Origin of the sequence: Streptomyces sp. NPDC101237, assembly GCF_044767465.1 — a bacterium.
In the GTDB taxonomy this organism is placed as follows: Bacteria; Actinomycetota; Actinomycetes; order Streptomycetales; family Streptomycetaceae; genus Streptomyces; species Streptomyces gramineus.
This window is the reverse complement of the sequence record NZ_JBIWNY010000001.1, coordinates 433,301-456,680: the sequence shown is the minus strand read 5'-3', so window position 1 is coordinate 456,680 and position 23,380 is coordinate 433,301. Positions and strand designations below refer to the sequence as shown.

At 74.5% G+C, this 23,380-nt stretch carries 21 protein-coding genes and 1 pseudogene; 11 read left to right on the top strand and 11 right to left on the bottom strand.

Annotated features, from left to right (window positions below):
* Positions 1 to 4: 4 nt before the first annotated feature.
* The 4 genes from ACIRQ9_RS02130 to ACIRQ9_RS02115 all read right to left on the bottom strand — a co-directional run bounded on the left by ACIRQ9_RS02130 (position 5) and on the right by ACIRQ9_RS02115 (position 3,033).
* On the bottom strand, positions 5 to 679 hold the full coding sequence (locus ACIRQ9_RS02130; RefSeq protein ID WP_404166125.1) for a hypothetical protein: 675 nt from the start codon (positions 677 to 679) through the stop codon (positions 5 to 7).
* 205 nt (positions 680 to 884) lie between these two features.
* Positions 885 to 1,319, bottom strand: a complete 435-nt coding sequence (locus ACIRQ9_RS02125; RefSeq protein WP_404166124.1) for a hypothetical protein — start codon at positions 1,317 to 1,319, stop codon at positions 885 to 887.
* A gap of 83 nt (positions 1,320 to 1,402) precedes the next feature.
* Positions 1,403 to 2,149 carry a DUF4232 domain-containing protein gene (locus ACIRQ9_RS02120; RefSeq protein ID WP_404166122.1) on the bottom strand — a complete coding sequence of 249 codons (747 nt, stop codon included), beginning with the start codon at positions 2,147 to 2,149 and terminating at the stop codon, positions 1,403 to 1,405.
* 155 nt (positions 2,150 to 2,304) lie between these two features.
* Positions 2,305 to 3,033, bottom strand: coding sequence for a DUF6445 family protein (locus tag ACIRQ9_RS02115; RefSeq protein ID WP_404166120.1), 729 nt, complete (start codon positions 3,031 to 3,033; stop codon positions 2,305 to 2,307).
* Between the two features lie 213 nt (positions 3,034 to 3,246).
* On the opposite strand from ACIRQ9_RS02115, the gene ACIRQ9_RS02110 reads away from it, so the two are divergent.
* Positions 3,247 to 4,086 (top strand): DUF4142 domain-containing protein, encoded by an 840-nt coding sequence (locus ACIRQ9_RS02110; protein ID WP_404166118.1) that lies wholly within the window; start codon positions 3,247 to 3,249, stop codon positions 4,084 to 4,086.
* A 6-nt stretch (positions 4,087 to 4,092) separates the two neighbouring features.
* On the opposite strand, the gene ACIRQ9_RS02105 is transcribed toward ACIRQ9_RS02110, so the two are convergent.
* A complete protein-coding gene (locus ACIRQ9_RS02105; RefSeq protein WP_404166117.1) occupies positions 4,093 to 5,739 on the bottom strand; it encodes an alpha-amylase family glycosyl hydrolase in 1,647 nt (548 codons plus the stop codon).
* 284 nt (positions 5,740 to 6,023) lie between these two features.
* On the opposite strand from ACIRQ9_RS02105, the gene ACIRQ9_RS02100 reads away from it, so the two are divergent.
* Positions 6,024 to 6,977, top strand: coding sequence for an LAETG motif-containing sortase-dependent surface protein (locus ACIRQ9_RS02100; protein ID WP_404166115.1), 954 nt, complete (start codon positions 6,024 to 6,026; stop codon positions 6,975 to 6,977).
* Positions 6,978 to 7,088: 111 nt separating this feature from the next.
* Here the strand turns inward: ACIRQ9_RS02100 and ACIRQ9_RS02095 are convergent, their stop codons facing one another.
* Complete coding sequence (locus ACIRQ9_RS02095) at positions 7,089 to 8,051, bottom strand: nucleoside hydrolase (RefSeq protein ID WP_404166113.1); 963 nt, start codon at positions 8,049 to 8,051, stop codon at positions 7,089 to 7,091.
* Positions 8,052 to 8,216: 165 nt separating this feature from the next.
* Here ACIRQ9_RS02095 and ACIRQ9_RS02090 point away from each other — a divergent pair, with 165 nt between their 5' ends.
* Positions 8,217 to 8,996 (top strand): hypothetical protein, encoded by a 780-nt coding sequence (locus tag ACIRQ9_RS02090; RefSeq protein ID WP_404166112.1) that lies wholly within the window; start codon positions 8,217 to 8,219, stop codon positions 8,994 to 8,996.
* 6 nt (positions 8,997 to 9,002) lie between these two features.
* On the opposite strand, the gene ACIRQ9_RS02085 is transcribed toward ACIRQ9_RS02090, so the two are convergent.
* Together ACIRQ9_RS02085 and ACIRQ9_RS02080 are read right to left on the bottom strand one after the other, a co-directional pair.
* Complete coding sequence (locus ACIRQ9_RS02085) at positions 9,003 to 9,362, bottom strand: SDR family oxidoreductase (RefSeq protein WP_404166110.1); 360 nt, start codon at positions 9,360 to 9,362, stop codon at positions 9,003 to 9,005.
* Between the two features lie 68 nt (positions 9,363 to 9,430).
* Positions 9,431 to 10,774: a tetratricopeptide repeat protein gene (locus ACIRQ9_RS02080; RefSeq protein WP_404166402.1), complete on the bottom strand. Its 1,344-nt coding sequence runs from the start codon at positions 10,772 to 10,774 to the stop codon at positions 9,431 to 9,433.
* 197 nt (positions 10,775 to 10,971) lie between these two features.
* On the opposite strand from ACIRQ9_RS02080, the gene ACIRQ9_RS02075 reads away from it, so the two are divergent.
* Positions 10,972 to 11,094 (top strand): hypothetical protein, encoded by a 123-nt coding sequence (locus ACIRQ9_RS02075; protein ID WP_404166413.1) that lies wholly within the window; start codon positions 10,972 to 10,974, stop codon positions 11,092 to 11,094.
* Positions 11,095 to 11,253: 159 nt separating this feature from the next.
* On the top strand, positions 11,254 to 13,215 hold the full coding sequence (locus ACIRQ9_RS02070) for an Ig-like domain repeat protein (RefSeq protein WP_404166108.1): 1,962 nt from the start codon (positions 11,254 to 11,256) through the stop codon (positions 13,213 to 13,215).
* Positions 13,216 to 13,219: 4 nt separating this feature from the next.
* On the opposite strand, the gene ACIRQ9_RS02065 is transcribed toward ACIRQ9_RS02070, so the two are convergent.
* A complete protein-coding gene (locus tag ACIRQ9_RS02065) occupies positions 13,220 to 14,275 on the bottom strand; it encodes a hypothetical protein (RefSeq protein ID WP_404166106.1) in 1,056 nt (351 codons plus the stop codon).
* A gap of 68 nt (positions 14,276 to 14,343) precedes the next feature.
* Positions 14,344 to 15,543 carry a PP2C family protein-serine/threonine phosphatase gene (locus ACIRQ9_RS02060; RefSeq protein ID WP_404166400.1) on the bottom strand — a complete coding sequence of 400 codons (1,200 nt, stop codon included), beginning with the start codon at positions 15,541 to 15,543 and terminating at the stop codon, positions 14,344 to 14,346.
* 124 nt (positions 15,544 to 15,667) lie between these two features.
* On the opposite strand from ACIRQ9_RS02060, the gene ACIRQ9_RS02055 reads away from it, so the two are divergent.
* Both ACIRQ9_RS02055 and ACIRQ9_RS02050 read left to right on the top strand, forming a co-directional pair.
* Complete coding sequence (locus ACIRQ9_RS02055) at positions 15,668 to 16,108, top strand: hypothetical protein (protein ID WP_404166104.1); 441 nt, start codon at positions 15,668 to 15,670, stop codon at positions 16,106 to 16,108.
* A 353-nt stretch (positions 16,109 to 16,461) separates the two neighbouring features.
* Positions 16,462 to 17,439: a hypothetical protein gene (locus tag ACIRQ9_RS02050; RefSeq protein WP_404166398.1), complete on the top strand. Its 978-nt coding sequence runs from the start codon at positions 16,462 to 16,464 to the stop codon at positions 17,437 to 17,439.
* Here ACIRQ9_RS02050 and ACIRQ9_RS02045 read toward each other — a convergent pair.
* Positions 17,432 to 18,814: a PLP-dependent aminotransferase family protein gene (locus ACIRQ9_RS02045; RefSeq protein WP_404166102.1), complete on the bottom strand. Its 1,383-nt coding sequence runs from the start codon at positions 18,812 to 18,814 to the stop codon at positions 17,432 to 17,434. The genes ACIRQ9_RS02050 and ACIRQ9_RS02045 overlap by 8 nt on opposite strands.
* Before the next feature lie 83 nt (positions 18,815 to 18,897).
* Between ACIRQ9_RS02045 and ACIRQ9_RS02040 the strand changes: the two genes are divergently transcribed.
* The 4 genes and pseudogenes from ACIRQ9_RS02040 to ACIRQ9_RS02025 form a co-directional block, all read left to right on the top strand.
* On the top strand, positions 18,898 to 19,686 hold the full coding sequence (locus ACIRQ9_RS02040; RefSeq protein ID WP_404166100.1) for an alpha/beta fold hydrolase: 789 nt from the start codon (positions 18,898 to 18,900) through the stop codon (positions 19,684 to 19,686).
* A gap of 241 nt (positions 19,687 to 19,927) precedes the next feature.
* Positions 19,928 to 21,874: an FUSC family protein gene (locus tag ACIRQ9_RS02035; protein ID WP_404166098.1), complete on the top strand. Its 1,947-nt coding sequence runs from the start codon at positions 19,928 to 19,930 to the stop codon at positions 21,872 to 21,874.
* 476 nt (positions 21,875 to 22,350) lie between these two features.
* Positions 22,351 to 22,503 (top strand): hypothetical protein, encoded by a 153-nt coding sequence (locus ACIRQ9_RS02030; RefSeq protein ID WP_404166096.1) that lies wholly within the window; start codon positions 22,351 to 22,353, stop codon positions 22,501 to 22,503.
* A gap of 414 nt (positions 22,504 to 22,917) precedes the next feature.
* Positions 22,918 to 23,380: pseudogene (locus ACIRQ9_RS02025) on the top strand (Toxic cation resistance protein); the annotation flags it as partial.

Genomic DNA, 23,380 nt, shown 5'->3' with positions numbered 1-23,380 from the left:
GGGGTCATTCCTCCGGCGGCCGCGCCTCCATCAGGCGTTCCGCGATGTCGTCCGCCCAGGCCTGGGCCCAGAGCCGGAGGTCCGCGACCGCCCGCTCGTCCAGGCCGTACGCGGTGAACTGCCGGTCGTCGATCCAGTCGGCGCCGGTCAGGCGGGACTGGAGGTCGGTGAGGTCGAAGGTGTCGCGGGCGTGGCGGCGGCCGAGGTCCTCCAGGTCGGGCAGGCTCCAGCGGTCCGCCGCCGCGTGCACGACGAGGAGGTCACGGGGCAGGCCGCGGTCGGTCAGCGCCCAGACCCGCATGCCGACGGTGTCCTCCAGGGACAGGGTCAGGCCGAGTTCCGTACGGACCGGCGGATGCCACAGGGCCTCCTTGAGGAGATCGACCTCGACGGCCTCCTCGGACACCGCGTCGGTGACGATCAGCCGCGCGGAGAGCGGGTCCGTCTCACGTCTGCTCACCTGCCAGCCCTGGTCGCGCAGGACCGCGGCGACCGTCTCGGCGATCGTCCGCATCGGTGCCGGATGCTGGGTCGCGACCTCCAGCGTGCGGCCGGGCCGGTCCAACAGGCCGTGCGCCAGGGCCGCGTAGTCACCGGTCAGGGCCAGCGGATAGGCGGCCCCGGCGGACAACAGCCCGGTCAGCAGACGCCGGTGCGGCTCGGAAAGACCAGCGCTCACGCGACGGCCCCGGCCAGGAGGGGGAGTTCGGCGGGGGTGGGGGGTGCCATGAGGCGATTATCGCTGGCCGGACGCCGGACGCCGGACGCCGGACGCCGGGCGTCGGCAGGGCGCCGCGTACGGCGCCGAGTCGTCCGCCGGGGGTCCGGCGGCTGCACCGGTGAGACCGGCTTCCGCCGTGTCCGCGCCCCACGATGACCGGGAGTCAGGCGTGTGCGGGGTGTTCGGGGCGGTACAGGGCCAGTGCCCAGATCACGAAGAAGTCGATGCCGATCATGATGAGGGCCCAGAGGGGGGCGTAGGGCAGGAAGAGGAACTGGGCGACCATGCTCAGCGCGGCCAGGAAGATGCCGACGCCGCGGGCCCAGCCGGGAGCGCCCTTGAGGAGGGCGGCGCCGGCGATGACGCCGAGTGCGCCCAGGATCACCAGGATCCAGCCCCAGCCGGTCAGGTTGATCTTGTACACGTAGTTGTGGATGCGGGTGTACACGTCGTCGGTGGCGATGGCGGAGATGCCCTGCAGGATGGCGAAGATGCCGTTCATCAGCAGGAGGACCCCCGCGAAGACCACCCCGCCGGTGGCCCAGCCGCTGTGCGGTGCGGGCGCCGGTGCCGGCGCCGGATGCGTCTGCTGTGTCATGGGTACGACGATCCGGCCGCCCTCGGCACCGCACCACGGGGGTTACGCCGAACGGGTGAAGCGGGGCCCCGCAGCCCCGGCGGTCACCGGCCGACCGGGCCGACGTACGTCCCCGGGTGGGTCGCGCCGTCCTGGAGCACCACGGGACCGCCGTGCCAGGGCAGGTCGTAGGAGGTGCGCTGGTCCGGCGCGGTGATGACGACCGTGGTCGGCGTGAAGGCGGTGGAGTCGCCCGCGTCGGACGGCAGGTAGGTGAGGGTGAAGTGGGCGGCGGCGCCGCTCGCCAGGGTGACCCGCCGCGGGGTGGCGTCGGTGCGCCGCAGCGACCACTGCCGGCCGCCGTCGACCAGGTCGACGCCGGGGAAGCCGTAGAGCGTGCAGGTGCGGCCGCTCTTGTTGGTGAGCGCCACGACGGCGTGCTTCTGGCCGCTGCCGCTGCCGGTGTCCGCCCAGGAGTAGCCGAGCCCGGACGCCTGGCAGGCGGCGGTCGAGGAGCCGCCGGCCGCCGAACCGCCCGAGGCGGCCGCACCCGTGCTCCCGCCCGTGCCGCGGCCCGACCCGCTGGTGTTCCCGGCCGGCGCGGCCCCGGAACCGGCACCGCCACCCGAGCCGGCGGATCCGCCGGACCCGGTCGGGTTCGCCGGGCCCGTGGAGCCGGCGGAACCCGCCGTGCCGTTCGCCGAGTCGCCCGCCGCCGGGGCGGCCGTACCCCCGTCGGAGGTGACGGAGCCGGACGCGGTGCCGTCGCACGCGGTCAGCGCGGCCATCAGCGCGGCGGCGCCGGCCAGGGCGGCGGCGGTCCTGCGGAGGTTGCGGCGGCGGTTCGACATGGGGTCCCCCAGCGGTGTGTTCCTCCCGGCTCTCTGCCGGACACCTCTTTCGATGCGGCCCCGGACGGCGAAGTTCGGGGCCGGCCGTCACGGGACCGTCGTGGTCGTGTCACGCCCGCCGTTACGGACCGCGGCGGGCCGCGTCCCCCAGGACGTCACGCCATCCAGAAGAACACCGCCGTCATGCGCTTCTCCGCCAGCGCCCTGCCCGCGTAACCGGTCGCGCTGTGCACGAGATTGGCGTTGTAGAGGAGCAGCCGGTTGTACCTGTGCGGGACCCGGACGTCCTCCTCGAAGTGGTCGCCCGGCACGAACCGGGTCCCGAGCGCCTCCACGAGGTTGTTGTGCGGGGCCTGGACGATGTTGCCGCCGAGCCGGCCGCCGGGCAGCGACTGGCGGTAGAACGCGGTGCCGCAGTCCTTGGCGACGCCGGGGTTGAGGTAGAGCACCGCCGCGTACCGGCACAGCGCCCGTGAGTCGGTGTGCGGGCGCGGCTCGCTCTCGCCCTCGCCGACGACCTGGACGCAGTTGTGGTTGAGGGTGCCGCCGCCGGGCGCCCGCTGCACCCACAGCCGCCCGGCGCCGGTCGCCTGCCGTACCAGGCCCTCCACGACGTCGAGTTCGGCGGGCTCCAGGCCGGGCATGGTGCGCAGTCCCGGCCAGGTCTCCGAGGTGTACGGGTATCCCTGGACCCAGTCGTCCTTGGCCAGGCAGCGCTCGCGCACGGCGTCCACGTCCGGCAGGACGTCGTCGAAGACCCAGTAGTCACGGCCCTTGGTGGGCTTGCGGTACGGAAGGACGGGCAGCGCGGCGCGGCCCGGGCCGGGGCCCCGGCCGGGAGCGGCGCCGCGGGGGAGGCGCGGGGAGGGGGGCTGTGGGGGCATACGGCGAAGCTAGGCCCGCCTTTGTCATGGCCACATTCGCCAGAGGAAGTCATGCCCTCCCCCTGGGCAAGACATGGGAAGACGGCGCTCCGGTCTGGCCAAGCCCTCACACGTTCTTTGCCAAACCAAAAGGTTTCCGACGCGTCCCGCATCCGTATCCACCCGTGACCTACCCCGCCCCTGCGCGGGACCCCTGACCGGCAGGAGGCACCGGTGCGCTTTTCGCGGAACGCGACGGGAACGCTCTTCGTGGGCGGAGCGCTGAGCATCACTCTCGTGGCACTCGCCTACCCGAGCATGCTGGGCGTGAACACCGTATCCAGCGACACCAACCGAGTGATCGCCAACACCCAGTGGGGGCCCCTGACCGAGGGCGACCGCGACTTCGTGGTGAAGGTGCGCGCGGCCGGGCTGTGGGAGTACCCGGTGGGACAGCTCGGCCTGAAGAAGGGCCAGAGCCAGGCGGTCATCACCGCGAGCAAGCACCTGATCGACGGTCACGCGGCGCTGGACGCCAGCTGCCGCAAGATCGCGCCGATGCTCAACATCGCCATCCCGAACCTGCCCTCCCCGCAGCAGCAGGGGTTCGTCAACACCCTGACCGCGGACTCCGGCAAGAAGTTCGACACGGACTTCGCGAACATCCTGCGCGTCACGCACGGGTCGATCTTCAACACCATCGCCAAGATCCGCTCCACCACCCGCAACACCCTGGTGCGGATCCTGGCCGACCAGGCCAACTCCACGGTCCTCGACCACATCACGGTGATGGAGCAGACCGGACTGGTCGACTTCCCGTCGGTCCTCTTCCAGGAGACGACCCCGCCGAAGCTGCCCGCCACCGACCTGACCCCGCCGCCTCCGGACGGGGGCCAGCCGCAGGTCGTCCTCACCCCGCCGGTCAACAGCACCACCAACCCGCCCGCCCTGCCCGGCGAGAAGGGCTTCACCGGCTCCGGCGCCGGGGTCGGCACCGGAGCGGGATCGGGGGACGGCACCGGCCCCACCGCCGGGGTGAACGTGACCCCGGGCGCCAGCCCCACCGCCGGCTGAGCCTCGTCAGGCGCCCAGCCACACCGTGGTGTCGGGCGGCAGCGTGCCGTCCAGCGGCAGCGGCACGCTGGCCAGCAGCACTTCGCCCGGCGGCAGCGGCACCGGGGCGTCCGACACGTTCGTGACGCACCGCCAGCCGTCCGACCGGGCGAAGTGCAGCACTCCGGGCGGTGCCTCGGCCCAGGCCAGCGTCTCGCCCTCGATCAGCTTGCGGCGCAGCCGCAGGGCGGTGCGGTAGAGCTCCAGGGTGGAGCCCGCCGTACCGGCCTGGGCCGCGACGGCGTACGAGCCGAACCACGCCGGCTGCGGCAGCCAGGCACCGCCGGACCCGAAGCCGTACGACGGGCCGTCCGCCGTCCACGGCAGCGGCACCCGGCAGCCGTCACGGCCCTTGCGGGCATGGCCCGTCTGCTCCCAGACCGGGTCCTGGAGGACGCCCTCGGGCAGGTCAGCCACCTCGGGCAGGCCGAGTTCCTCCCCCTGGTAGACGTACGACGAACCGGGCAGCGCCAGCATCAGCAGGGTGGCGGCGCGGGCCCGGCGGAGGCCGTGAGCGGCATCGGTCTCCGGCGCCCGGCCGCCGGACAGCAGCCACGCGTTCTCGTCCGTGCCCGGCGGCAGCATCAGCCGGGACGCGTGCCGTACGACGTCGTGGTTGGAGAGCACCCAGGTGGCGGAGGCGCCGGCCGCGTGGGCGGTGGCCAGCGAGCCGGTGATGGCCTCGCGCAGCGCGTCCGCGTCCCACGGGGTCTGCAGGTACTCGAAGTTGAAGGCCTGCCCGAGTTCGTCCGGGCGGGCGTACAGGACCCGGCGGGCGCCCGGCACCCAGGCCTCGGCGACGGCGGTGCGCGGCGGGGTGTAGGTGTCGAAGATGCGGCGCCAGTCCCGGAAGATCTCGTGCACCCCGTCGCGGTCCCAGTAGGGGTGGGTGCCGGGCGGCACCCGCTCCAGCGCCTCCTCGCCGGTCGCGCCGAACTCCGCCACGTCCCGCAGCGGCTCCGCGAGGTCCTTCACCAGGGCGTGCGCCACGTCGACGCGGAAGCCGTCGACGCCCCGGTCCGACCAGAACCGCAGGGTGGTGCGGAAGTCGGCGCGGACCTCCTCGTGGTCCCAGTTCAGGTCCGGCTGCTCGGGCGCGAAGAGATGCAGGTACCACTCGCCGTCCGGGACCCGCTGCCAGGCGCTGCCGCCGAACACCGACCGCCAGTCCGTGGGCGGGAGTTCGCCGTGCTCGCCGCGTCCCGGCCGGAAGACGTAGCGGTCGCGGGCCGCCGAGCCGGGACCGGCGAGCAGGGCCTCCTGGAACCAGGGGTGCAGGCGCGAGGTGTGGTTCGGGACGATGTCGACGATCACCTTCAGGCCCAGCCGGTGCGCCTCGGCGGCCATCGCGTCGAAGTCGTCCAGGGTGCCCAGGCGCGGGTCGACGTCCCGGTGGTCGGCGACGTCGTAGCCGCCGTCGGCCAGTTCCGACGGGTAGAACGGGCTGAGCCACAGCGCGTCCACGCCGAGCGTGCCCAGGTGGGAGAGGCGCTGGGTGATGCCCCGCAGGTCACCGAGCCCGTCGCCGTCCGCGTCGGCGAAGCTGCGCGGATACACCTGGTAGATCACGGCCTGGCGCCACCAGTCGGGGTCGCGGGAGGAGAGGTCGGCCACGCGCGTTCCTTTCGGCGGGGACGGAATCCGAGCGGGAAAACCGAGAACAAGTCTGTCCACTGTGCCGGGAAAGCGAACCTTCGCACCGCCCGGAGGGGATCATTCCCTGTGTGTGGGAGTTGTGACGAGCGCCGAACACCCCTTGTCCCACCGCAGGTTGACAGGTCTCACCGCGTCGCACGACCATGGCCCCACACCGTGGCGCATGTGACCAGTGAGCCTGGTGTCTCTTCGCCTCCCGCAGCCTCCGCTGCCCTCCTCGCGAGATCCACGACGGGATATCCATGTCCATAGCCAGACAGCTCACCGCGCACCGCCTGCTGGGGACGGGCCTCGCGTCGTTCGCCCTGTGCGCCGCCTCCGTCGCCGGGGCCTCCGGCGCCTTCGCGCACGGCGGCGCCCCGGGCGGTGACGGCTGGAAGTCCGGCGGCCACTACAGCCCCGGCACCGGAGCCGGCACCGAGACCGGCACCGACAAGTGCCAGTTCTCGGTCGACGGCACGGACTTCTTCGACTCGGTGAAGGTCGACGACCAGAACCTGAAGGTCTCCGCCGACGGCAAGGTGCACATCAAGGTGCGGGCCGCCGCCGGCGCCGCGAGCTGCACCGCCTCGCTCGCCTCCTACCTGGCCCACGGCGCCACCTTCGCCACCTCCGGGCAGCAGGTCTTCGTGGACTTCGACTCGGTGACGGTCAAGCAGGGCCAGAGCGACTCCCTCGACATCGCCGTCCCGGACGCCGGCTGCTTCGCGCAGATCGACCTGTACCGGGGCGCGGTCAAGTTCGACGGCAGGACCGACGCGAACGACGGCTTCGTCCACGGCGACCTGCCGGCCGGCCCGGACCACGCGGTCATCAAGGACAAGCTGATCGCGTCCTGGAACGGCGGCACGAAGGACTGCGCGACCGGCGAGTCCGCCTCGCCGTCCCCGTCCTCGTCCCCCTCGCCGTCCGCGTCGGAGTCGACCCCGGCCGGCGCGACCACCCCGCCGGCCTCGCAGCTCCCCTCGCCCTCGGCGAGCGAGTCGACCGGCACGGCCACCCCGTCGGCCTCCGCCTCCGAGTCGACGACCGCCCCCGCGCCCGCCCCGAGCACGAACTCCGGCGGTGGCGGCGACCTGGCCCACACCGGCGCCGACTCCAGCACCCCGCTCGTCGCCGGCGGCGCGGCCGTGCTGCTGGCCGGCGGCGCGGCGATCGTCGTCGCCACCCGGCGCCGCAGGGCCACCCGCGCCTGACCCCGTACGCCCCGGCCGTCCACGACGGCCGGGGCGTCCGCGTCCGGGGCACCGCCGCCGGGCGTCACCGTCCGGCCGGACAGGCCACGGCAGGACGGCACAGGGCACGGCCTAGGCGGTGACGGTCTCCAGGTACAGCTTCACGTAGCGGGCCACGTCCACGTCCAGGGCCACGTCCACCAGGGCCGGTTCACGGCCGGCGCCGTGGATCTCCGCCTCGCCCGGCCGCGGCCTGCGGTCGACGACGGTCTGGCCCCGGGTCGGTCCCGGGGCCAGGGAGACCTCGACCGGCAGCAGCCGGGTGGTCAGCCCGCCCGGGTCGGCGACGGCACAGACCGCGCCCGCGTCACCGAGACCGCCGTCCGGGTCGTCGCCGTCCGGGTCGGGTGCGGCGGGCCGGTGGGCCAGCAGGTCACCGGCGAGCCGGGCACCGGGTTCCGTGCTCGCGCGCAGCCTGCGGACGTCCGCGCCCGGCACCACGACCCGCTGGAAGACGTCCAGGCCGTACATGGTGATCGGAACGCCGGCCGTGAGCAGGACGGCGGCGGCCTCCGGGTCGTGCCAGACGTTGAACTCGGCCACCGCAGTGGCGTTCCCGGTGGCGACCGCGCCGCCCATGAAGACGATCCGCTCGATGTTGCGGGTGACCTCGGGGTGGGTGCGCAGCAGCAGGGCGATGTTGGTGAGCGGCGCGGTCGGGACGAGGGTGACCGGGCGGGGCGAGGCGAGGATCTCGCGGCGCAGCAGCGTGACGGCGTCGACGTCGGCGGGGCGGCGGGCGGGCGCGGGCAGTCCCAGGTCGCCCATGCCGTCCGTGCCGTGCACGTGCCGGGCCGACCGGGCCGCCTCGATCAGCGGCCGCTCGGCACCCCGGGCGACCGGTACGTCCCCGGCCCCGGCCCGTTCCAGCACGGTCAGCGTGTTGCGGACCACCCCGTCCACGTCCGTGTTCCCGGCCACGCAGGTGACGGCCCGCAGGTCGATGCCCGGATGCCGTACGGCGAACAGCAGGGCGAGGGCGTCGTCGACCCCGGTGTCGCAGTCGATGACGACGGGGATGGGCTGAGCGGTCACGGGGACTCCTTCCGTCGGCCCGACTCTACGACCGGCCGCCGACGGCCCCACGGCACGGGTGGCGGCACGACTCACCCGGACGGACCGGAGCGGTGGTGGGCGGGCGGCAGGGGTGATGGCGTGATCTCACGCGTCCACCACTCCTGTCACCGAAGAGGCCCCGCCATGAGAATCGTCGCCTCCGGTCTCGCCGTCGCCGGACTGCTCGCCTCCGGCGCCTGCACGGCGGCCCGGCCGCCCGAGCCGCCCGCCGCGGGGGCCTCCCCGGCGTCGAACGCGACCGCGGCGGAGCGCCCCGCGCCCGCCAGCCCGGCCGCCTCGCCCGGCGTCCCGGCGCTCACCCCCGACCAGGCGCAGGCCGCGCTGATCGAGGCGGCCGACCTCGGGGTGCCGTGGACGGCGGGCGACTCCACCGCCACCTGGCACGACGGACTCCTCAAGGCCGGCACCGCACAGCCCGACTGCCAGCGCCTGCTCGACGCCCTGTACGCCGACGAACTGCTCGAACCGGCCGGCCCGCACGCCGTCGCCGTCCTCGACGACGGCGACGACGACGCCCAGCTCCGCTACCAGGTCTACGCGAGCCGCGCCGCCGACGTGGACCGGACGCTGGCCTGGCTGCGGGCGGTGCCCGGCACCTGCGGGCAGTTCAGCGCGCGGACGACCGCGGCCGGGACCGAGACCGTCGAGGTCGCCGACTCCGGTCTCTCCGCCGTCGGCGAGGCCCGGCAGGGGCTGCGGGCCACCCTCACCACCCAGCCGTCGACGGACGACGACCCCACCACCCTCACCGTGGACATCGCCGTCGTCCGCGTCGGCGACGACGCGATCGTCCTCACCGCGGGCGCCCTCGGCACCCTCCCGGACCGCACCACCGAGGAGACCCTGGACATCGGCGTCCAGCGCCTCGCCCAGGTCCGCGAACAGGGAAGGGCCCAGGCCTAGGGCCCGTCAGGGCAGGATCGCGTCGACGTAGCCGCCGTCCACCCGCAGGGCGCCGCCGGTGGTCGCCGACGCCTGCTGGGAGCTGAGGTAGACGACCATGTGGGCGATCTCCTCCGGCTCGATCAGGCGTTGCAGCAGGGACTGCGGCCGGTACTCGCGCATGAACGTCCGCTGCGCCTCCTCCCAGGGCAGCTCCCGGTCCACGAGTTCGGCCAGCGACCGCACGCGCTCGGCCACCCGGCCCTCGTCACGGCCGTTGACGCCCACCCGGGCGCCGGCCCGGGCGAGTCCTTCGGCGATGACCGCGCCGATGCCCTGCGTGGAGCCGGTGACCAGCGCGGTACGTCCTGTCAGATCGATCTGCATGGGCGGAGGGTTCCCCCCGCCCACCGGTGGATGCCGCTCCCTGGGCCGAACGGTCCAGTGCGGCGCCCCTACAGCGGCGGCTGCGCCGGAGCCGGGCCCAGGGTGGTGGTGCCCGGGGCGGTGCGGTGGCCGAGGCCGGTGCGGTACGCGTCCAGGGCCGCCTCCACCCGGCCGGAGCGGCGCAGCAGGTCGCCCAGCAGCCGGCACAGGTCCGCCAGGTCACCGGCCGCGCCCGCCCGCTCCAGCAGGCTCAGCGCACGGACGTAGTGCTCCTCGGCGGACTCGGTCTCCCGGGCGTCCTCGGCGATGATGCCGAGCAGGCGGTGCGCGGCGGCCGCGTGCACCGCGCCGCGCTCGGAGGAGAAGTCGCCGAGCACGTCGTGCAGCAGCGCGGCGGCCTCCTCGGACTTGCCCCTGCGGTGCAGCACGTCGGCCAGTTCCACGGCCGCCTGGCTGCGGTACAGGGCCGCCCGGGTCTCCGACAGCATCGCGAGAGCTTCCCGCAACTCCGCTTCCGCGCGCTCCAGTTCGCCGTTCTGCGCGCAGACGTACCCGCGCATCCAGTGGCAGTTGGCGAGTTCGGTGCGGAGCTGGAGCTGGCGGTACAGCTCGGCGGCCTTGGCCAGCGAGGCGTCGGCCTCGGCGGCCCGGCCCTCGGCGAGCAGGGTGCGGGCGACGGAGCGGTGCATCCGGGCGATCAGCGCGGGGTCTCCGGCCTGCGGGGCGAGCGCGAGGGCGAGTTCGGCGGCCTGGGCGGCACGGGCATGGGCGCCCATGTCCATGTACGGGCCGATGGCGGAGGCGTACAGGAGCAGGAGCGCGTCGGGGTCGTGCAGGCCGCCGCGGTTCAGCTCGTCGAGCGTGGTCTCCAGGAGGTAGACGGCATAACGAAGCTCACCCGCGAGATAGTGGCTGACCGCACGGCCGCGGATCGCCGGCACCCGCACCGGCAGCGGCTCCTGCGCGGTCCACAGCTCGGCGCGCTCGAAGAACTCCCGGGCCTTGCCCAGTTCGCCGGTGTCCAGGGCGCACTCACCCAGCCCGAGCAGCGCCATGGCCTGCTCGACCGCGAGCCCGTGCGCCTCCGCCTCCGCCAGGAGAGCCGCGTAGAGGCCGGCGGCCTCCTCGGCCGCGCCGGTGGCCAGGGTGCGCTGGGCCTCGGTGAGGCGCAGCCTGAGGTCGGTGGCGAGGTGGGCGGGGCGCCCGCTGGCCAGCTCCTCGAAGCCGATGCCGAGGCGTCCCGCGATGTGCCGCAGCGCCTCGTCGGAGGCCCGTACCCGGCCCGCCTCCAGTGTGGAGATGTAGGCCGGCGTGTAGGCCGGTTCGGCCAGCTGGCGCTGGGTCAGACCCCGTTCGGTGCGCAGGTGCTGCACACGCCGCCCGATGGTCTCCGGATCGTCCCGTTCCTGCATTCTGTCACTCACCCCCAACTCCCCCTGGACCCCTTGCCGTTGAGCTCTGTCAGCCCCTAGGTTAAACGGCGGATTAAACACGCTTAACCCGCCCCTGTCGTTGCGAGGTCGCCGTGCTCGGACGCACATCCGCACGCCCCACCGCACTCTCCCACTCCCGGCTGCGCTCGATCGGGGGGACCCCGACCGTCCGTAGTGTGGCAGCCGCCGTGATCGCCGTGGCGGCGCTCATCACCGCGGCCAACGCCGGCCCCGCCAGAGCGACGGACGACACCCCCCGTTCCAGCACGCCGGTCACCGCCGAACACGCGCCGCGCTGACGCGTCCCGGGCCGCGGACAATCCCGGTGCTGATTGTCAGTGGCATGACCTAGTCTTCCTCACATCCGTCACACGCGGCCCTCGACGCACGCACCACGCGCGGGCCGCCCTCCGTGACGCCCACTTCGTTCGATCCGGGGGGTTCGAATCAGCGTGCGTATGCGCACCCGCTCCGTCACGGCAGCCACCGCTCTCGCGGTCCTCTTCAGCTCCGCGGCGCTGGCCGCCACCACACCGGCCTTCGCCGACACCGGCACGCCGCTGCCGATCAGGTCGACCGGTGACGTCGTCGTCGACGGCGTGCACCGGCAGATCTTCATCAGCGACCCGAGCAACGGCAAGATCGTCGTCACCGACTACTCGGGCGCCGTGCTCAAGCAGCTCACCGCCAACCTGTCGGGAGTCTCGGGCCTGGAGCTGTCCGCGGACTCCGGCACGCTCTACGCGGCCGTCCAGGACCTGGACGCCATCGCCGTCGTCGACACCGCGACGGACACCGAGACCACCCGGTACGCGGTCGGCGACAAGCCGCGCAGCGTCGCCCTCGCGGGCGGCAGGCTGTGGTTCGGCTACGGCGGCGCCACCCAGGGCGACATCGGCTCCGTCGACCTGACCGACGACCGGCACGAGGTCACGCTCGGCCAGGACGACCGGTGGTACGAGGCGCCGCTCCTGGACGCGGCACCCGGCTCCGCCACCCTGGTGGCGGGCGAGCCCGACCAGAGCCCGGTCGAACTGGCCTCCTACGACGTCTCGTCGGGCACCGCCACCCGGCTCGCCTACACCCGCGAGGCCGGCAGCAACCTCGGCGACCTCCAGGTCACCCCCGACGGCAAGGACGTCGTGGTGGCCAGCGGAGCGCCCTACTACCAGCAGGTGTTCAAGACCTCCGACCTCAACGAGGACGGCAAGTACACCAGCACCAACTACCCGAACGCGGTCGCCATCGCCCCCGACGGCACCGTCGCCGGCGGCACCGACTCCTCGTACGCCCCGGACATCTACATCTTCCACCCGGGCAGCAGCGAGGCCGTCCGCGACTACGACCTCGGCGACTCCGGCACCCTGCTCGCCGCCGGCGGGCTGGCCTGGGCGCCGGACGCCTCCCGCCTGTTCGCGGTGGCCTACGACGGCATGGGCGCGTACACCCTGCACGCGTACGACACCCCGGGCCGGGCCGCCACCACCGTCACGGTGAACGCCCCGGCGACGGCCGCCCGCGCCAAGCAGCTCACCGTCACCGGCACGGTCTCCTCGACCGCCGCGCTGCCCGCCGGCACCCAGGTCGCCGTCACCCGCACCGACCTCGACTCCCCGAACGGCAAGGCGCTGCCCGCCGTCACCGTCCGCGCCGACGGCGGCTACTCGTTCACCGACACCCCGCCGGCCGGCGGCAAGGTGACGTACCAGGTCTCCTACGCGGGCGACGGCGAGCACGCGGCCGCCTCCGCCAAGGACACCGTGGACGTCTCCCGCGCCACCCCGACGCTGACGCTGAACAACAACGGCAAGGTGTACGCGTACGGGCAGGACGTGAAGTTCACCGCCCACCTCGGTACGACGTACAAGAACCGCTCGGTGGAGATCTGGGCCGACCCGTTCGGCGCGGACAAGCCCAACAAGCTCGTCACGTCGGGCAAGGTCGACTCGCACGGCAACCTCTCCGTCACCCTGGACCTCAAGCGCGACACCAAGGTCACCGCGAAGTTCACCGGTGACGCGCGCTGGGCGCCGCGGTCGGTGTCCAGTTCGGTGGGCGCGAAGGTCAGCGTCTCCATGACGGCGAGCGGCCAGTACAAGACGAAGAAGTCGTGGGGCCAGACCTACGCCTTCTTCCACAAGACCAAGAACCCGCGCTTCACCACCAAGATGCCGTACTACAGCGGCCGTGCGCAGCGCTTCGACTTCCAGGTCTACTACCAGGGCCGCTGGTACGCCGACGACTCGAAGTACTTCGCGCTGGCCACCAGCGGCGTCTCCCAGGTCGAGATCACCGGCAACCACAAGCAGGACGTCGGCTGGCGCTTCCGGGTCCGCTCCGACTACATCAACGGCACCTCCGGCGACACCGTCAACTCCACGACCTACGGCGCCTGGAAGTACTTCACCTTCACGAACTAGTCCCTCAGTTGGTCTGAAGCTGCCGCAGGTGCTGCTGGACGTTCTCCAGCGCGCCCTCCCGGCGGCCCGGCACCCTGAGTCTCAACTCCGCGAGCGCGGGTCCCAGTTCACGGGCCCGCGCCGCGTCCTTGATGGCCCCCCACTGGTGGTGGGCCCGGTCCGCGGCCGTCTCCACGGCCGGCGCGTCGGCCGGCTGTCCGGCGGCCAGCCGGACGTGCGCCACGGTCAGCCAGGTCCGGCAGCTGCGGGCCGCGTCCCCGGCGAACATCGCCAGGTCCGCCCGCACCTCGGACCAGTGCAGGGCGTCCTCGGAGGCCGGTCCGTGCGCCCGCGCGGCGGCCTCCTCCCAGCGGGCGGCGAGCCCGTCGGCCTCCGCGTACCGGCCGCCGCGCGCGGCCTCGCTGATGGCCTCGTGCGGGTCCCCGCTGTCCGGCGTGTGGGCGCTGAGCAGCACACAGTCCGCGGCCTCGGCGCCGAGCCGTGCCAGCACCTGCTGGTGCAGCAGCGCCGGCGCCGGCCGGTACCCGCTGCGCAGCACGGTCGCCACCGCCTTCATGTACGAAGGCGAAGCGACCTCCCGGCGGGCCGGCGGCGGAGCGATCCGCCCGTAGACCGCGTTGTTGCGCCCGGAGTCCAGCGGGGCGCCGCGCAGCAGCTCCCAGGTCTCGTGGTCGGCGTGCAGGTCCAGCACCAGCGTGGTCGCCCCGGCCGGCCGCAGCCGCAGTTCCTCGCGGATCCAGTGCCAGGGCAGGCCGGTGTAGCGGACGGTCGCGGGCGTGGTCCGGGCCAGCGCCAGATGCGGCAGCCGCTGCCTGCGGTCCAGCTGGAGCTGGCCCGTGACGAACACGGTGAGCGGGCCCGGGGCGGCCGCGGCGGCGCGCAGCCGGGTCAGGACGGCCTGCGGCTCCAGCGGGTCGGCGAGTTCCACGACGTTGGCGGTGTCGGTGCCGGAGAGTATCGCCGGGGGCACGGCCGCGAGCACGGGGAGCACGGAGGCCGCGTCCACCAGGCACCCCTTGCCCGTCGGCGAGGCCGCGAGCAGCAGCACGGTTCCGGGCATCGGCCCTCCCCCTTGTCCCCAGGTCCACTTACGTCAGCACGTTAACCGCTGCGCCTGCAAAGCGGGGGTCACGAGAGGGGTTTGGGGCGGGATGGGATCGTTCGCGCGCCGTCCGTGCCCGGTCGGCGCGCCGTCGTCCGCCGGATCGCGAAGACCGTGGTGTCGTCGGAGACGCGGCCCCGGGTGTGCCGGAGCACGCCGTCGCGGACGTGGGCGACCAGCAGGGCCGGGTCGGCGGTGGCGGCCCGGACGACCTCCTCGGCCAGCGGGTAGAACGCGCCGTCCGCGTTCCTCGCCTCGGTGACGCCGTCGGTGGTGACGAGGAGGGTCTCGTCGGGGGCGAGGACGATCGTGCGGGTCGGCGGCGGCCCCGAACCGGTCACCAGTTCGCTCATGCCGAGCGGCAGCCCGTCCCCCTGCGGCAGCGCGCGCACCCGGGACGGCCGCACCCCGAGCGGCGGCTCGTGGCCGAAGTTGACCACCTCCACCGCGGCCGGCTCGCCCGGCGGGAAGCCCAGCAGCACCGCGGTGGCGAAGCGGTCGCCGTCGTCGCGGCCCAGGGCGACCGCGTGACCGCGGTGCCGGAGCATCCGGGTCTCCAGCCGGCCGGCCACCGTCGCCAGGTCCTTCTCGTGGTAGCCCGCCTCCCGGAACGTGCCCAGCAGCGCGGCCGCCGTCTCCACCGCGCCCAGCCCCTTGCCCTGCACGTCCCCGACCAGCACCCGGGTGCCGTACGGGCCGGGCTGGATGTCGTAGAAGTCGCCGCCGACCCGGGCCACCGTGTCCGCGGCGAGGTAGACCTCCGCGTGTTCCAGCCCCGCCCAGCCCGGCGGCAGCGGGCGCAGCACGGTACGGCGGGTCGTCTCGGCGATGTCCCGCATGTGCAGCATCCGCCGCTCGCCGCCGGCCCGGACCGCGCAGGCGATCACCGCCAGCAGCCCGGCGAAGGTGACCAGGATGAAGTCGGGCAGGCCCGCCTGGTACTTGTGCGGCCACAGGCTGTCCACGAGCAGGTAGTCGAGGACCGCGAGCAGCGCGAAGACGGAGGTCGCCCAGATCCCGCAGACCGCCGCCGCGATGCCGGGGACCAGCACGATCCAGGAGATGATCCGGAACCGCTCCGTGGTGTTGAGGTCGACCGCGGTGATCCCGGCGAGCAGCAGCATCGGCGCCACCCAGGAGAAACTCCGGCCCCTGACCAGGTCCAGGGGATGCCGACGCAGGTCCTGGCGCCGCCGCGGAGCCGCGTGGTCGGTCACGACAGCCAGCGAACCACGGGCCGGACCCCGCCGCACGTCGTGACCGCCCGCGCGGAACCCGGACGGCCGACTTGCCACGGGGTACCCGCAGGTGTGCCCTGGAAGCCGGGGGCGAGGAGAGAGGAGCACTCTCATGGCTCAAGCGGCACCCACGACCGGCGGTACCTCCCGGCGGGGCCCCACGCCCGACATCTTCAGCCCGCGCACGCACCTCATGGGCCGGATGGCCCTCCCGGTCGTGACCGGACTGATCTACGGCTACTGGGCCGCCTCGAACCGGCGCAGCGGCGGATCCGTCAGCGGCTGGAACCTGCTGTTCGGCCTCGTGACCGCGATCGTCTTCGCGCTGGTCCTGTTCGGCGTGCTGACGATCGCCCCGCGGCTGCGGCGGGAGGTGCACGCGCTGATGTGGACCGCGTTCCTCGGGATCGCCTTCGGCTTCCTGTACAGCCAGAGCGGAGGGTCGATCCTGCGCTCCGTCGGCATGTCCCTGGCGGTCGCCGCGGTGACCTTCATCGTGATGTTCTACCGCTTCTACACGCACGAGGACGAGGTGGGCCATCGCGTCCGATGACCGCTCCCGCCCGCGCGTGGGCCCCGGCCCTGTGGCCGGGGCCCACGCGTTTCCCCTGGGTCCCTCGCGGGACGTTCCCCTCACCGCCGCCGGACGAAGCCGCCCGGCGGCATCCCTGCGCAGCCGCTCCGGCCCGTTCCGCCGGCCGGGACGGCTCCTCAAGCCCAGGAAACACCCGTTCGGGCCAACCCTCCACCGGAGCGCGGTGTCGCGGGCTCCGCGCGCCGCCCGGCGGCCGTCCCCGGGCCGCCGTGTCGTCCGTTCGGCTCCACCTGACGGGCCGCCGTGCCCCGGATGCAGTCACCCCGGTCGCCCGACCCGTCCTCAGGGGCTTGCCTGGAGACGTGCCCTCCGTGCCTCCCGCGCCCACAGGGCCCGCGCGGCCGGTACGGCGCAGCCGGGCCGCACGTCTCAGGAACGCCCTGTCGGCGCTGCTGACCGTGCTGTCCTGTCTGCTGCTGCCGTTCGGCGCGCTGGCGGCCTGGGCGGCGTACGGGCTGGCGGACACCGGACAGTACGTCAGCTCGATGGCGCCGCTCGCCGACGACCCGGACGTCCGGGACGCGGTGGCCGACACCGTCGGTGACGGCATCATGCGCGAGGTGGACGTCGGCCGGCCGATGCAGGCCACGGTGGCGCCCTTCGTCCGTGAGGCGGTGCGGTCGTTCACCCAGACCCGGGCGTTCCGGCTGGCCTGGGACGCGGGCAACCGGGCGGCCCACGACGCGGTCCTGTGCGCGCTGCAGGACGAGCGCGAGGAGGCCGTGACCGTCGACCTGGCGCCGGTGACCGCCCAGGTCAAGGACCAGCTCACCCAGGACCATGTGCCGCTCGCGGCCCGTATCCCGGTCCAGCACACGGCCGTCGCGGTGCTTCCGGCGGCGGAACTGGACCGGCTCCGGAAGGGGTTCCACGTGCTCGAGGTCGCCGGCTTCTGGCTGCCCGTGGCGGCGGCCGTCTTCGCGGTCGCCGGTATCGCCGTCGCCGTCCACCGCCGCCGTGCGGTGCTGGCGACCGCGCTGGGCACGGCGCTCGGCGGCGGTCTGCTGGGGCTCGCCCTCAGCGTCGGCCGCCGCCTCACCCTGGCCGGGCTGCCGCCCGACGTCCCGCACCCGGCGGCCGCCGCCGTCTACGACGCCCTGACCTCCACCCTGCGCACGGTCTCCTGGCTGCTGCTGGGTCTCGGCCTGGCGGTGGCCGTGCTGGCCTGGCTCGGCGGGCGGCTGCGCCGGCGGCCGGAGGCCGAGCCGGAGCCGGTTCCCGGGACGCCCGACGCCGCCGCCCTGCGGACGGACTCGCAGCCCGCCGGGCAGAACCTGCCGATCAGGTGACGCGCCGCCCGGCCCGGCCGCCCGCGTCCGTCAGGGCGGCCCGGTGCTCCTGGGGAGGGCGGCCCGCCAGGTCCGCGAGGGTGCGCAGGGCCGCCACCAGCTCCGGCTCGGCGGCCGTGGCGAGGCCGAGCCGGACCGCGTCCGGCGTCCGCTTCGGGTCGGCGCGGAAGGCGGTACCCGGTGTGATCGCGATGCCGTGCGCGGCCGCGGCCGCCGTGAAGCCGTCCGCCCGCCAGGGCTCGGGCAGCTCCCACCAGGCGAAGCAGCCCCGCGGATCGGCCCGTACGGTGAACCCGCCGAGCAGTTCACGGACCAGCCCCTGCCGCCGTACGGCCTGCTCCCGCTTGGCCGCGACGAGCCGCGCGACCGTGCCGTCCGCGATCCACCGCACGGCCGCCTCCAGCGCGAACGCCCCCGGCCCCCACCCGCCGGACCGCACGGCCGCGGCCACCGTCTCCACCCGGTCCTCGGGTACGACGGCGAATCCGACGGTGAGGCCGGGCGCGACCCGTTTGGAGAGCGAGTCGACGACGTGGACCAGGCCGGGCGCGAGCGCGGCCAGCGGCGGCTCGGGGCCGGTGTGCAGGAACGACCAGACCCGGTCCTCCACGACCGGCAGGGCCAGGTCGCTCACGCACCGCGCGAGCTGCAGCCGCCGCTCGGCGGGCACGGTCAGGGACGTCGGGTTGTGCAGGGTCGGCTGGAGGTAGAGGGCGGAGAGCGGCGCGGAGCGGTGCGCGGCCCGCACGGACTCCACGACGGGCCCCCCGGCGTCCGTCCGCACCGGCACGAGCGTGACGGAGAGCCGGGCGGCGACCTCTTTGACCAGCGGATACGTCAGCGGTTCGACCCCGACCCGGCCGCCCGGTGCGACCAGCGAGGCCAGGGTCGCGGCGACGGCCTGCCGGGCGTTGCCGGTGAACAGGACACGGCCGGGGGAGGGCCGCCAGTCCCCGGCGGCGAGCAGCGCGGCGACGGCCTCACGGGCCCGCGGGGTGCCGTCGGCGGCGCCGGTGCGCAGCGCTTCGCCGAGCGCGTCGGGCCGCAGCAGGGGGGCGAGCGCGGGGGCCAGCAGCTCCTGCTGGCCGGGCACGGTCGGGTAGTTGAGTTCCAGGTTGACGCGAGCGGTGCCGTCCTCGACCAGGGCCCGCCCCCGCGGGATGACCTCGGTGGCCCGGACGAAGGTGCCGCGCCCGACCTCCCCCACCACCAGTCCGCGCCGCACCAGTTCGGCGTAGACCCGGCCCGCGGTCGAGGCGGCGATTCCGTGCCGCCGTGCGAACGCCCGCTGCGGAGGCAGCCGTTGCCCGGCCCGCAGCCGTCCGCGCGCGATGTCCAGCGCGATCCGGTCGGCGATGCCCCTGAAGTCGTTCACGCCCCGTCCCTCCCCCGCCGGCATTGCACCGAGCGCAAAGATCTTATTGCACCGAGAAGTTGGCGCCTCCTAGGGTCGCCCTCATGGCCCCCTTCCTCGCATACGACGACAGTGGCCCGCACCCCGCGCGCGTCCCGCTGCTCCTGATCCACGGCCACCCCTTCGACCGCACCCTGTGGGACCCCCAGCGCGCCGCCTTCGCCGCCTCCCGCCGGGTCGTCGTCCCCGACCTGCGCGGCTACGGCGCCTCCCCGGTCACCCCCGGCCTCGTCCCGCTCGCCCGCTTCGCGGCGGACCTCGAAGACCTCCTCGACGCGCTGGACGTGCGGACCTGTGTCGTCGCGGGCCTGTCGATGGGCGGCCAGATCGCGATGGAGTGCTGGACCCGCCTCGGCGCCGACCGCGTCCGGGGCCTGGTCCTCGCGGACACCTTCCCGGCGCCGGAGACACCGGAGGGCGTACGGGCCCGCAACGCCATGGCCGACCGCCTGCTCCGCGAGGGCATGCGCGGCTACGCCGACGAGGTCCTGGAGAAGATGGTCGCGCCCGGTGCCGCGCCCGAGGTGAAGACGCACATCCACCGCATGATGACCCGGACCGACCCGGAGGGCGCGGCGGCGGCCCTGCGCGGCCGGGCCGAACGCCCCGACTACCGTACGGTGCTGGCGAAGGTCACCGTCCCCGCGCTGGTGGTGGTCGGCGCGGACGACGCGTACACCCCCGTCTCCGACGCCGAGGAAATGCACGCCCTCCTCCCCGACGCCGCCCTCCGGGTGATCGGGGCGGCGGCCCACCTGCCGAACCTCGAACGGCCGCGGGAGTTCAACCGGGCGCTGGCGGAGTTCCTGGCGAGGGTCGACGAAGCGGCGTGACCACGGCCGCCGCGCGACGGCCCCCGGAGCACACCCGCCGACGGCCACGCCCGCGCGGCTCCCGGCCACGACACCGCACGCACCCGCCCCGCCGGTCCGTCCGCGACGCCCGCCGGCCCGGCCCCGGACGACCGCCCCGCAGCCCGCGCCGCCCCGCCCGCGCCCGGCGCCGCCGCCCGGCCCGCCCCCGGCCTCCGCCCCGACGTCATGCGCCGGCGGCACCGGCGCCGATAATGGGCCCATGCCCCGCGAGTTCCCCAACGGCCTCACTCCTCCCGACTGGCTGGTAAGGAACCTCCGGCCCGAGCAGGCCGCGCCCCTGAACCGGCCCGCGCTGGTCCGCGCCGCCCTCGGCATGGCGCTGCCGCTCGCCGCCGGGCTCGTGGCCGGACAGCCCGCGTACGGCGCGCTCGCCTCCATGGGCGCCCTGTCCGCGGTCATCGGCGACACCGCCGACGCCTACCGGATGCGGCTGCTCAACATCGCGGTCCCGCAGGTGTTCGGCGCCGCCGGCGTCACCGCGGGCGCCCTGGTCTACGGACAGGGCTGGCTGACGGTCGCCGTCATCACCGGGATCGCGCTGGTCTCCGGGATGATCTCGACGATCGGCGCGGTCTCCTCCGTGTCCGGCCTGCTCCTGCTGCTCAACTCCGTGATCGGCGCGGGCCTGCCGCTGCCCGGCGCCTGGTGGCTGACCCCGGTCCTGATGACCGGCGGCGGCCTGCTGGTCCTCCTCGTCGCCCTGCTGGGCTGGCCGCTGCGCTCGGGCGTACCGGAACGCTCGGCGGTCGCCGCCACCTACCGCACCGTCGCCGACCAGCTCGCCGCCATCGGCACCGCCGACGCCGAGGAGTACGACCGCGCCCGCCGCACCGTCACCCAGTCGCTGAACCAGTCGTACGACCTGATCCTGGCCCGGCGCGCCCGGTACCACGGCCGCAGCCGGGACCTCACCCGGCTGCTGGCCCAGCTCAACGCGATCACCCCGGTGGTGGAGGCCGCCCCCGCCGCCCGGCTCGCGGGCAAGCCGCTGCCGGCCCAGGTCCCGGCCGCCGTCCACCGGATCGCCGACGCCATCGACACCGGGCACACCGGCCCCCTGGACCTCGCCCTCCCCGAGCCGCGCACCGAGACCGCCCGCGTCGTGGACCACGCCCTGCGCCACCTCGCCGAGGTCGCCACCGGGCCCGACGTCGACCCCAGCGGCATCGACGACCGCCTCGGCCGCCCCGCCGCCCTGCGCATCCGCACCGCCCGCGCCGCCCGCAACGTCATGCTGTCCGCCAGCTCCTGGCGCTACGGCGTCCGCCTCGCCCTGTGCATCGGCATCGCGCAGGCCCTGGTCTCCCTGATCCCGGTCCCGCGCTCCTACTGGGTCGCGCTCACCATCACCTTCGTCCTCAAGCCCGACTTCGGTTCGGTCTTCTCCCGGGCGCTGCTGCGCGCCCTGGGCACGGTGGTGGGCCTGGTGGTGGCGGCGACCGTCCTGGCCCTGGTGCCGCGCGGCTGGTGGGACGTGCCCGTGATGATGCTCCTGGCCCCTCTGATCCCGGCCCTGACACCCCGGGGCTACGGCTTCCAGACCGCCGCCGTCACCCCGGTGATCCTGCTCCTGTCCGACAACCTGAACCACCAGGGCACCGGCCTGCTCGCGCCGCGCCTGGTGGACTCCGTGCTGGGCTGCGCCATCGCGCTGATCGCCGGGTACCTGCTGTGGCCGGAGAGCTGGCGCACCCGGGTCGGCGACCGGCTCGCGGACGCGGTGGCGGACACCGCGGCCTACGTGGTCCTGGCCTTCGAGCCCGGCGCCGACCCGGCCGCCCGGGCCCGGATGCGCCGCCGCCTCTACCGTGACCTGTCCGGTGTCCGTACGGAGTTCCAGCGCGCCCTGAGCGAGCCGCCGCCGACGGGACGGCGGGCGGCGGCCTGGTGGCCGCTCGTCGTCGCCGTGGAACGCATCGTGGACGCGACGACAGCCGCCAGGGTCCGGGTCCGGCACGGAGCGGCGCAGCCGTCCCGCACCGAGGTGGACGGCATCGCCCTGCACCTGCGCGAGTTGGCGGAGAGCGTCCGCGAGGCGGACACCCCGGTCCCGGCCGGCACCGACCTCACGGGCCCGCCGGGCAGCGTCCTGGAGCCGCTGCGCCAGGAGGTGGCGGCGGCCCGCGCGATCACCGCACCGCACTAGGTGCATTGATCACGAGCGTTGCCGACAGGGGTCCGGCACCGGGCCCGGCGCCACCCTCCGGGCACCGGCACGTGGCCGACGGGGGACACCTGAACGGGCTTCTCGCACGGGCCGGCGCCGGTGCCGCACCGCTCACGGCGGTGGCCTGCACCGCGGGCGGCGGGCCGTCCGGGACGCGGCCCTCACCGGCGGTTTCCCCGCCGGTGAGGCCGACCGGGCCCGGGTGGTCGACGCGTCCCGGGCCAGTCTGACGGGACAGCTGTCCGACGAGGACCTTCCGGGCCCGCCCGGGAGGTACACCGCCGCCGTCGGCCGGAGCGCCGTCACGGTCGTCCGGGAGACCGCCCGCGGGCGCTTCTGCTCGGGGTCGGCCGCCACGGACGGCGGGTTCATCACGTCGTCGTGCCTCTCCGAGCGCCGCGACACGGTCGGTGACGTGCGAGGGCGGGCCTCTCGCGGTCCGCCGCCTGCCGCCCGTGCTGGACGGCCGGCGGACGCCGTACGCCTTCGACCTCTCCGAGCCGACGGCCGGACGGGTCACCGTCACCGTCGTACGCGACGGGGTCACGGCCGCCGAGCAGGTGGAACTGCCGCACGGTTCACTCCGGCACGAGGCATCGTGCCGGTGACGCGGAGCGGTTGCGTGCGCAGAGCTTTGCCATACCGTTACAATCCCCGTGAACGAGGGATGAACCAAGAGGAGCCGAAGGGGAGTTGAGGAGGGGCCGGAACTCGACCTCCGTACGCCCGACAGGAGTCATCGACCCTCCCCAAGATCGCAACCTGGGGCCGCTAACCTTACGTGTCCGTCCTGGCCAGCGATTGACGGGCATCAACTCACGCGAAGGGTTGCGCACATGGGCATTCTCACTCTCCTGCGGAACGCATTCGGCCGGTCGCGAAAGCCGCGCCCCGCCGAGGCGGAGGGTGCAGACCAGCTCCCTTCGCAGCCGACGCCGGCGCCGAAGCAGGAAGCACCGGAACCGGCCACCCCCGCGGTGGTCCCGGAACCACGCCCGGCAGACACCGACGAGCACGACCTGGTGACCGCCGCTTTCGACAACGTGACCGTGCCGAAGCAGGCGTCACGGACCATCGAACCGGAGATCGAGGTCACGCCGGAGCCGGCGGCGGCCGACGACACGGTGCCGGAGCCGCGCCCCGAGGCCGACACGACGGCGCACGGCGACGCCGAGCCGGAGGCCACGGCCGAGGCGAGCACGACGCCGGCGCCCGAGACCGAGCCGGTCGCGGAGACCGAGCCGGCGGTCGAGCCATCGGTCGAGCCATCGGTCGAGCCGGCCGTGGACGCCAAGGCCGCGGCCGAGGCCGTCGCCGAGGCCGAGCAGGTGGTGAAGGCCGCCGCGGAGCAGGTCGCCGAGGCGGAGACCGTCCCCGAGCCGGTCACCGAGGCCGAGGCCGTCCCCGAGCCGGTCACCGAGGCCGAGGCAGTGACTCAGGCCACGACGGAGACCGCGCCGGAGGTCGGGCCTGAGGCGGAGGCTG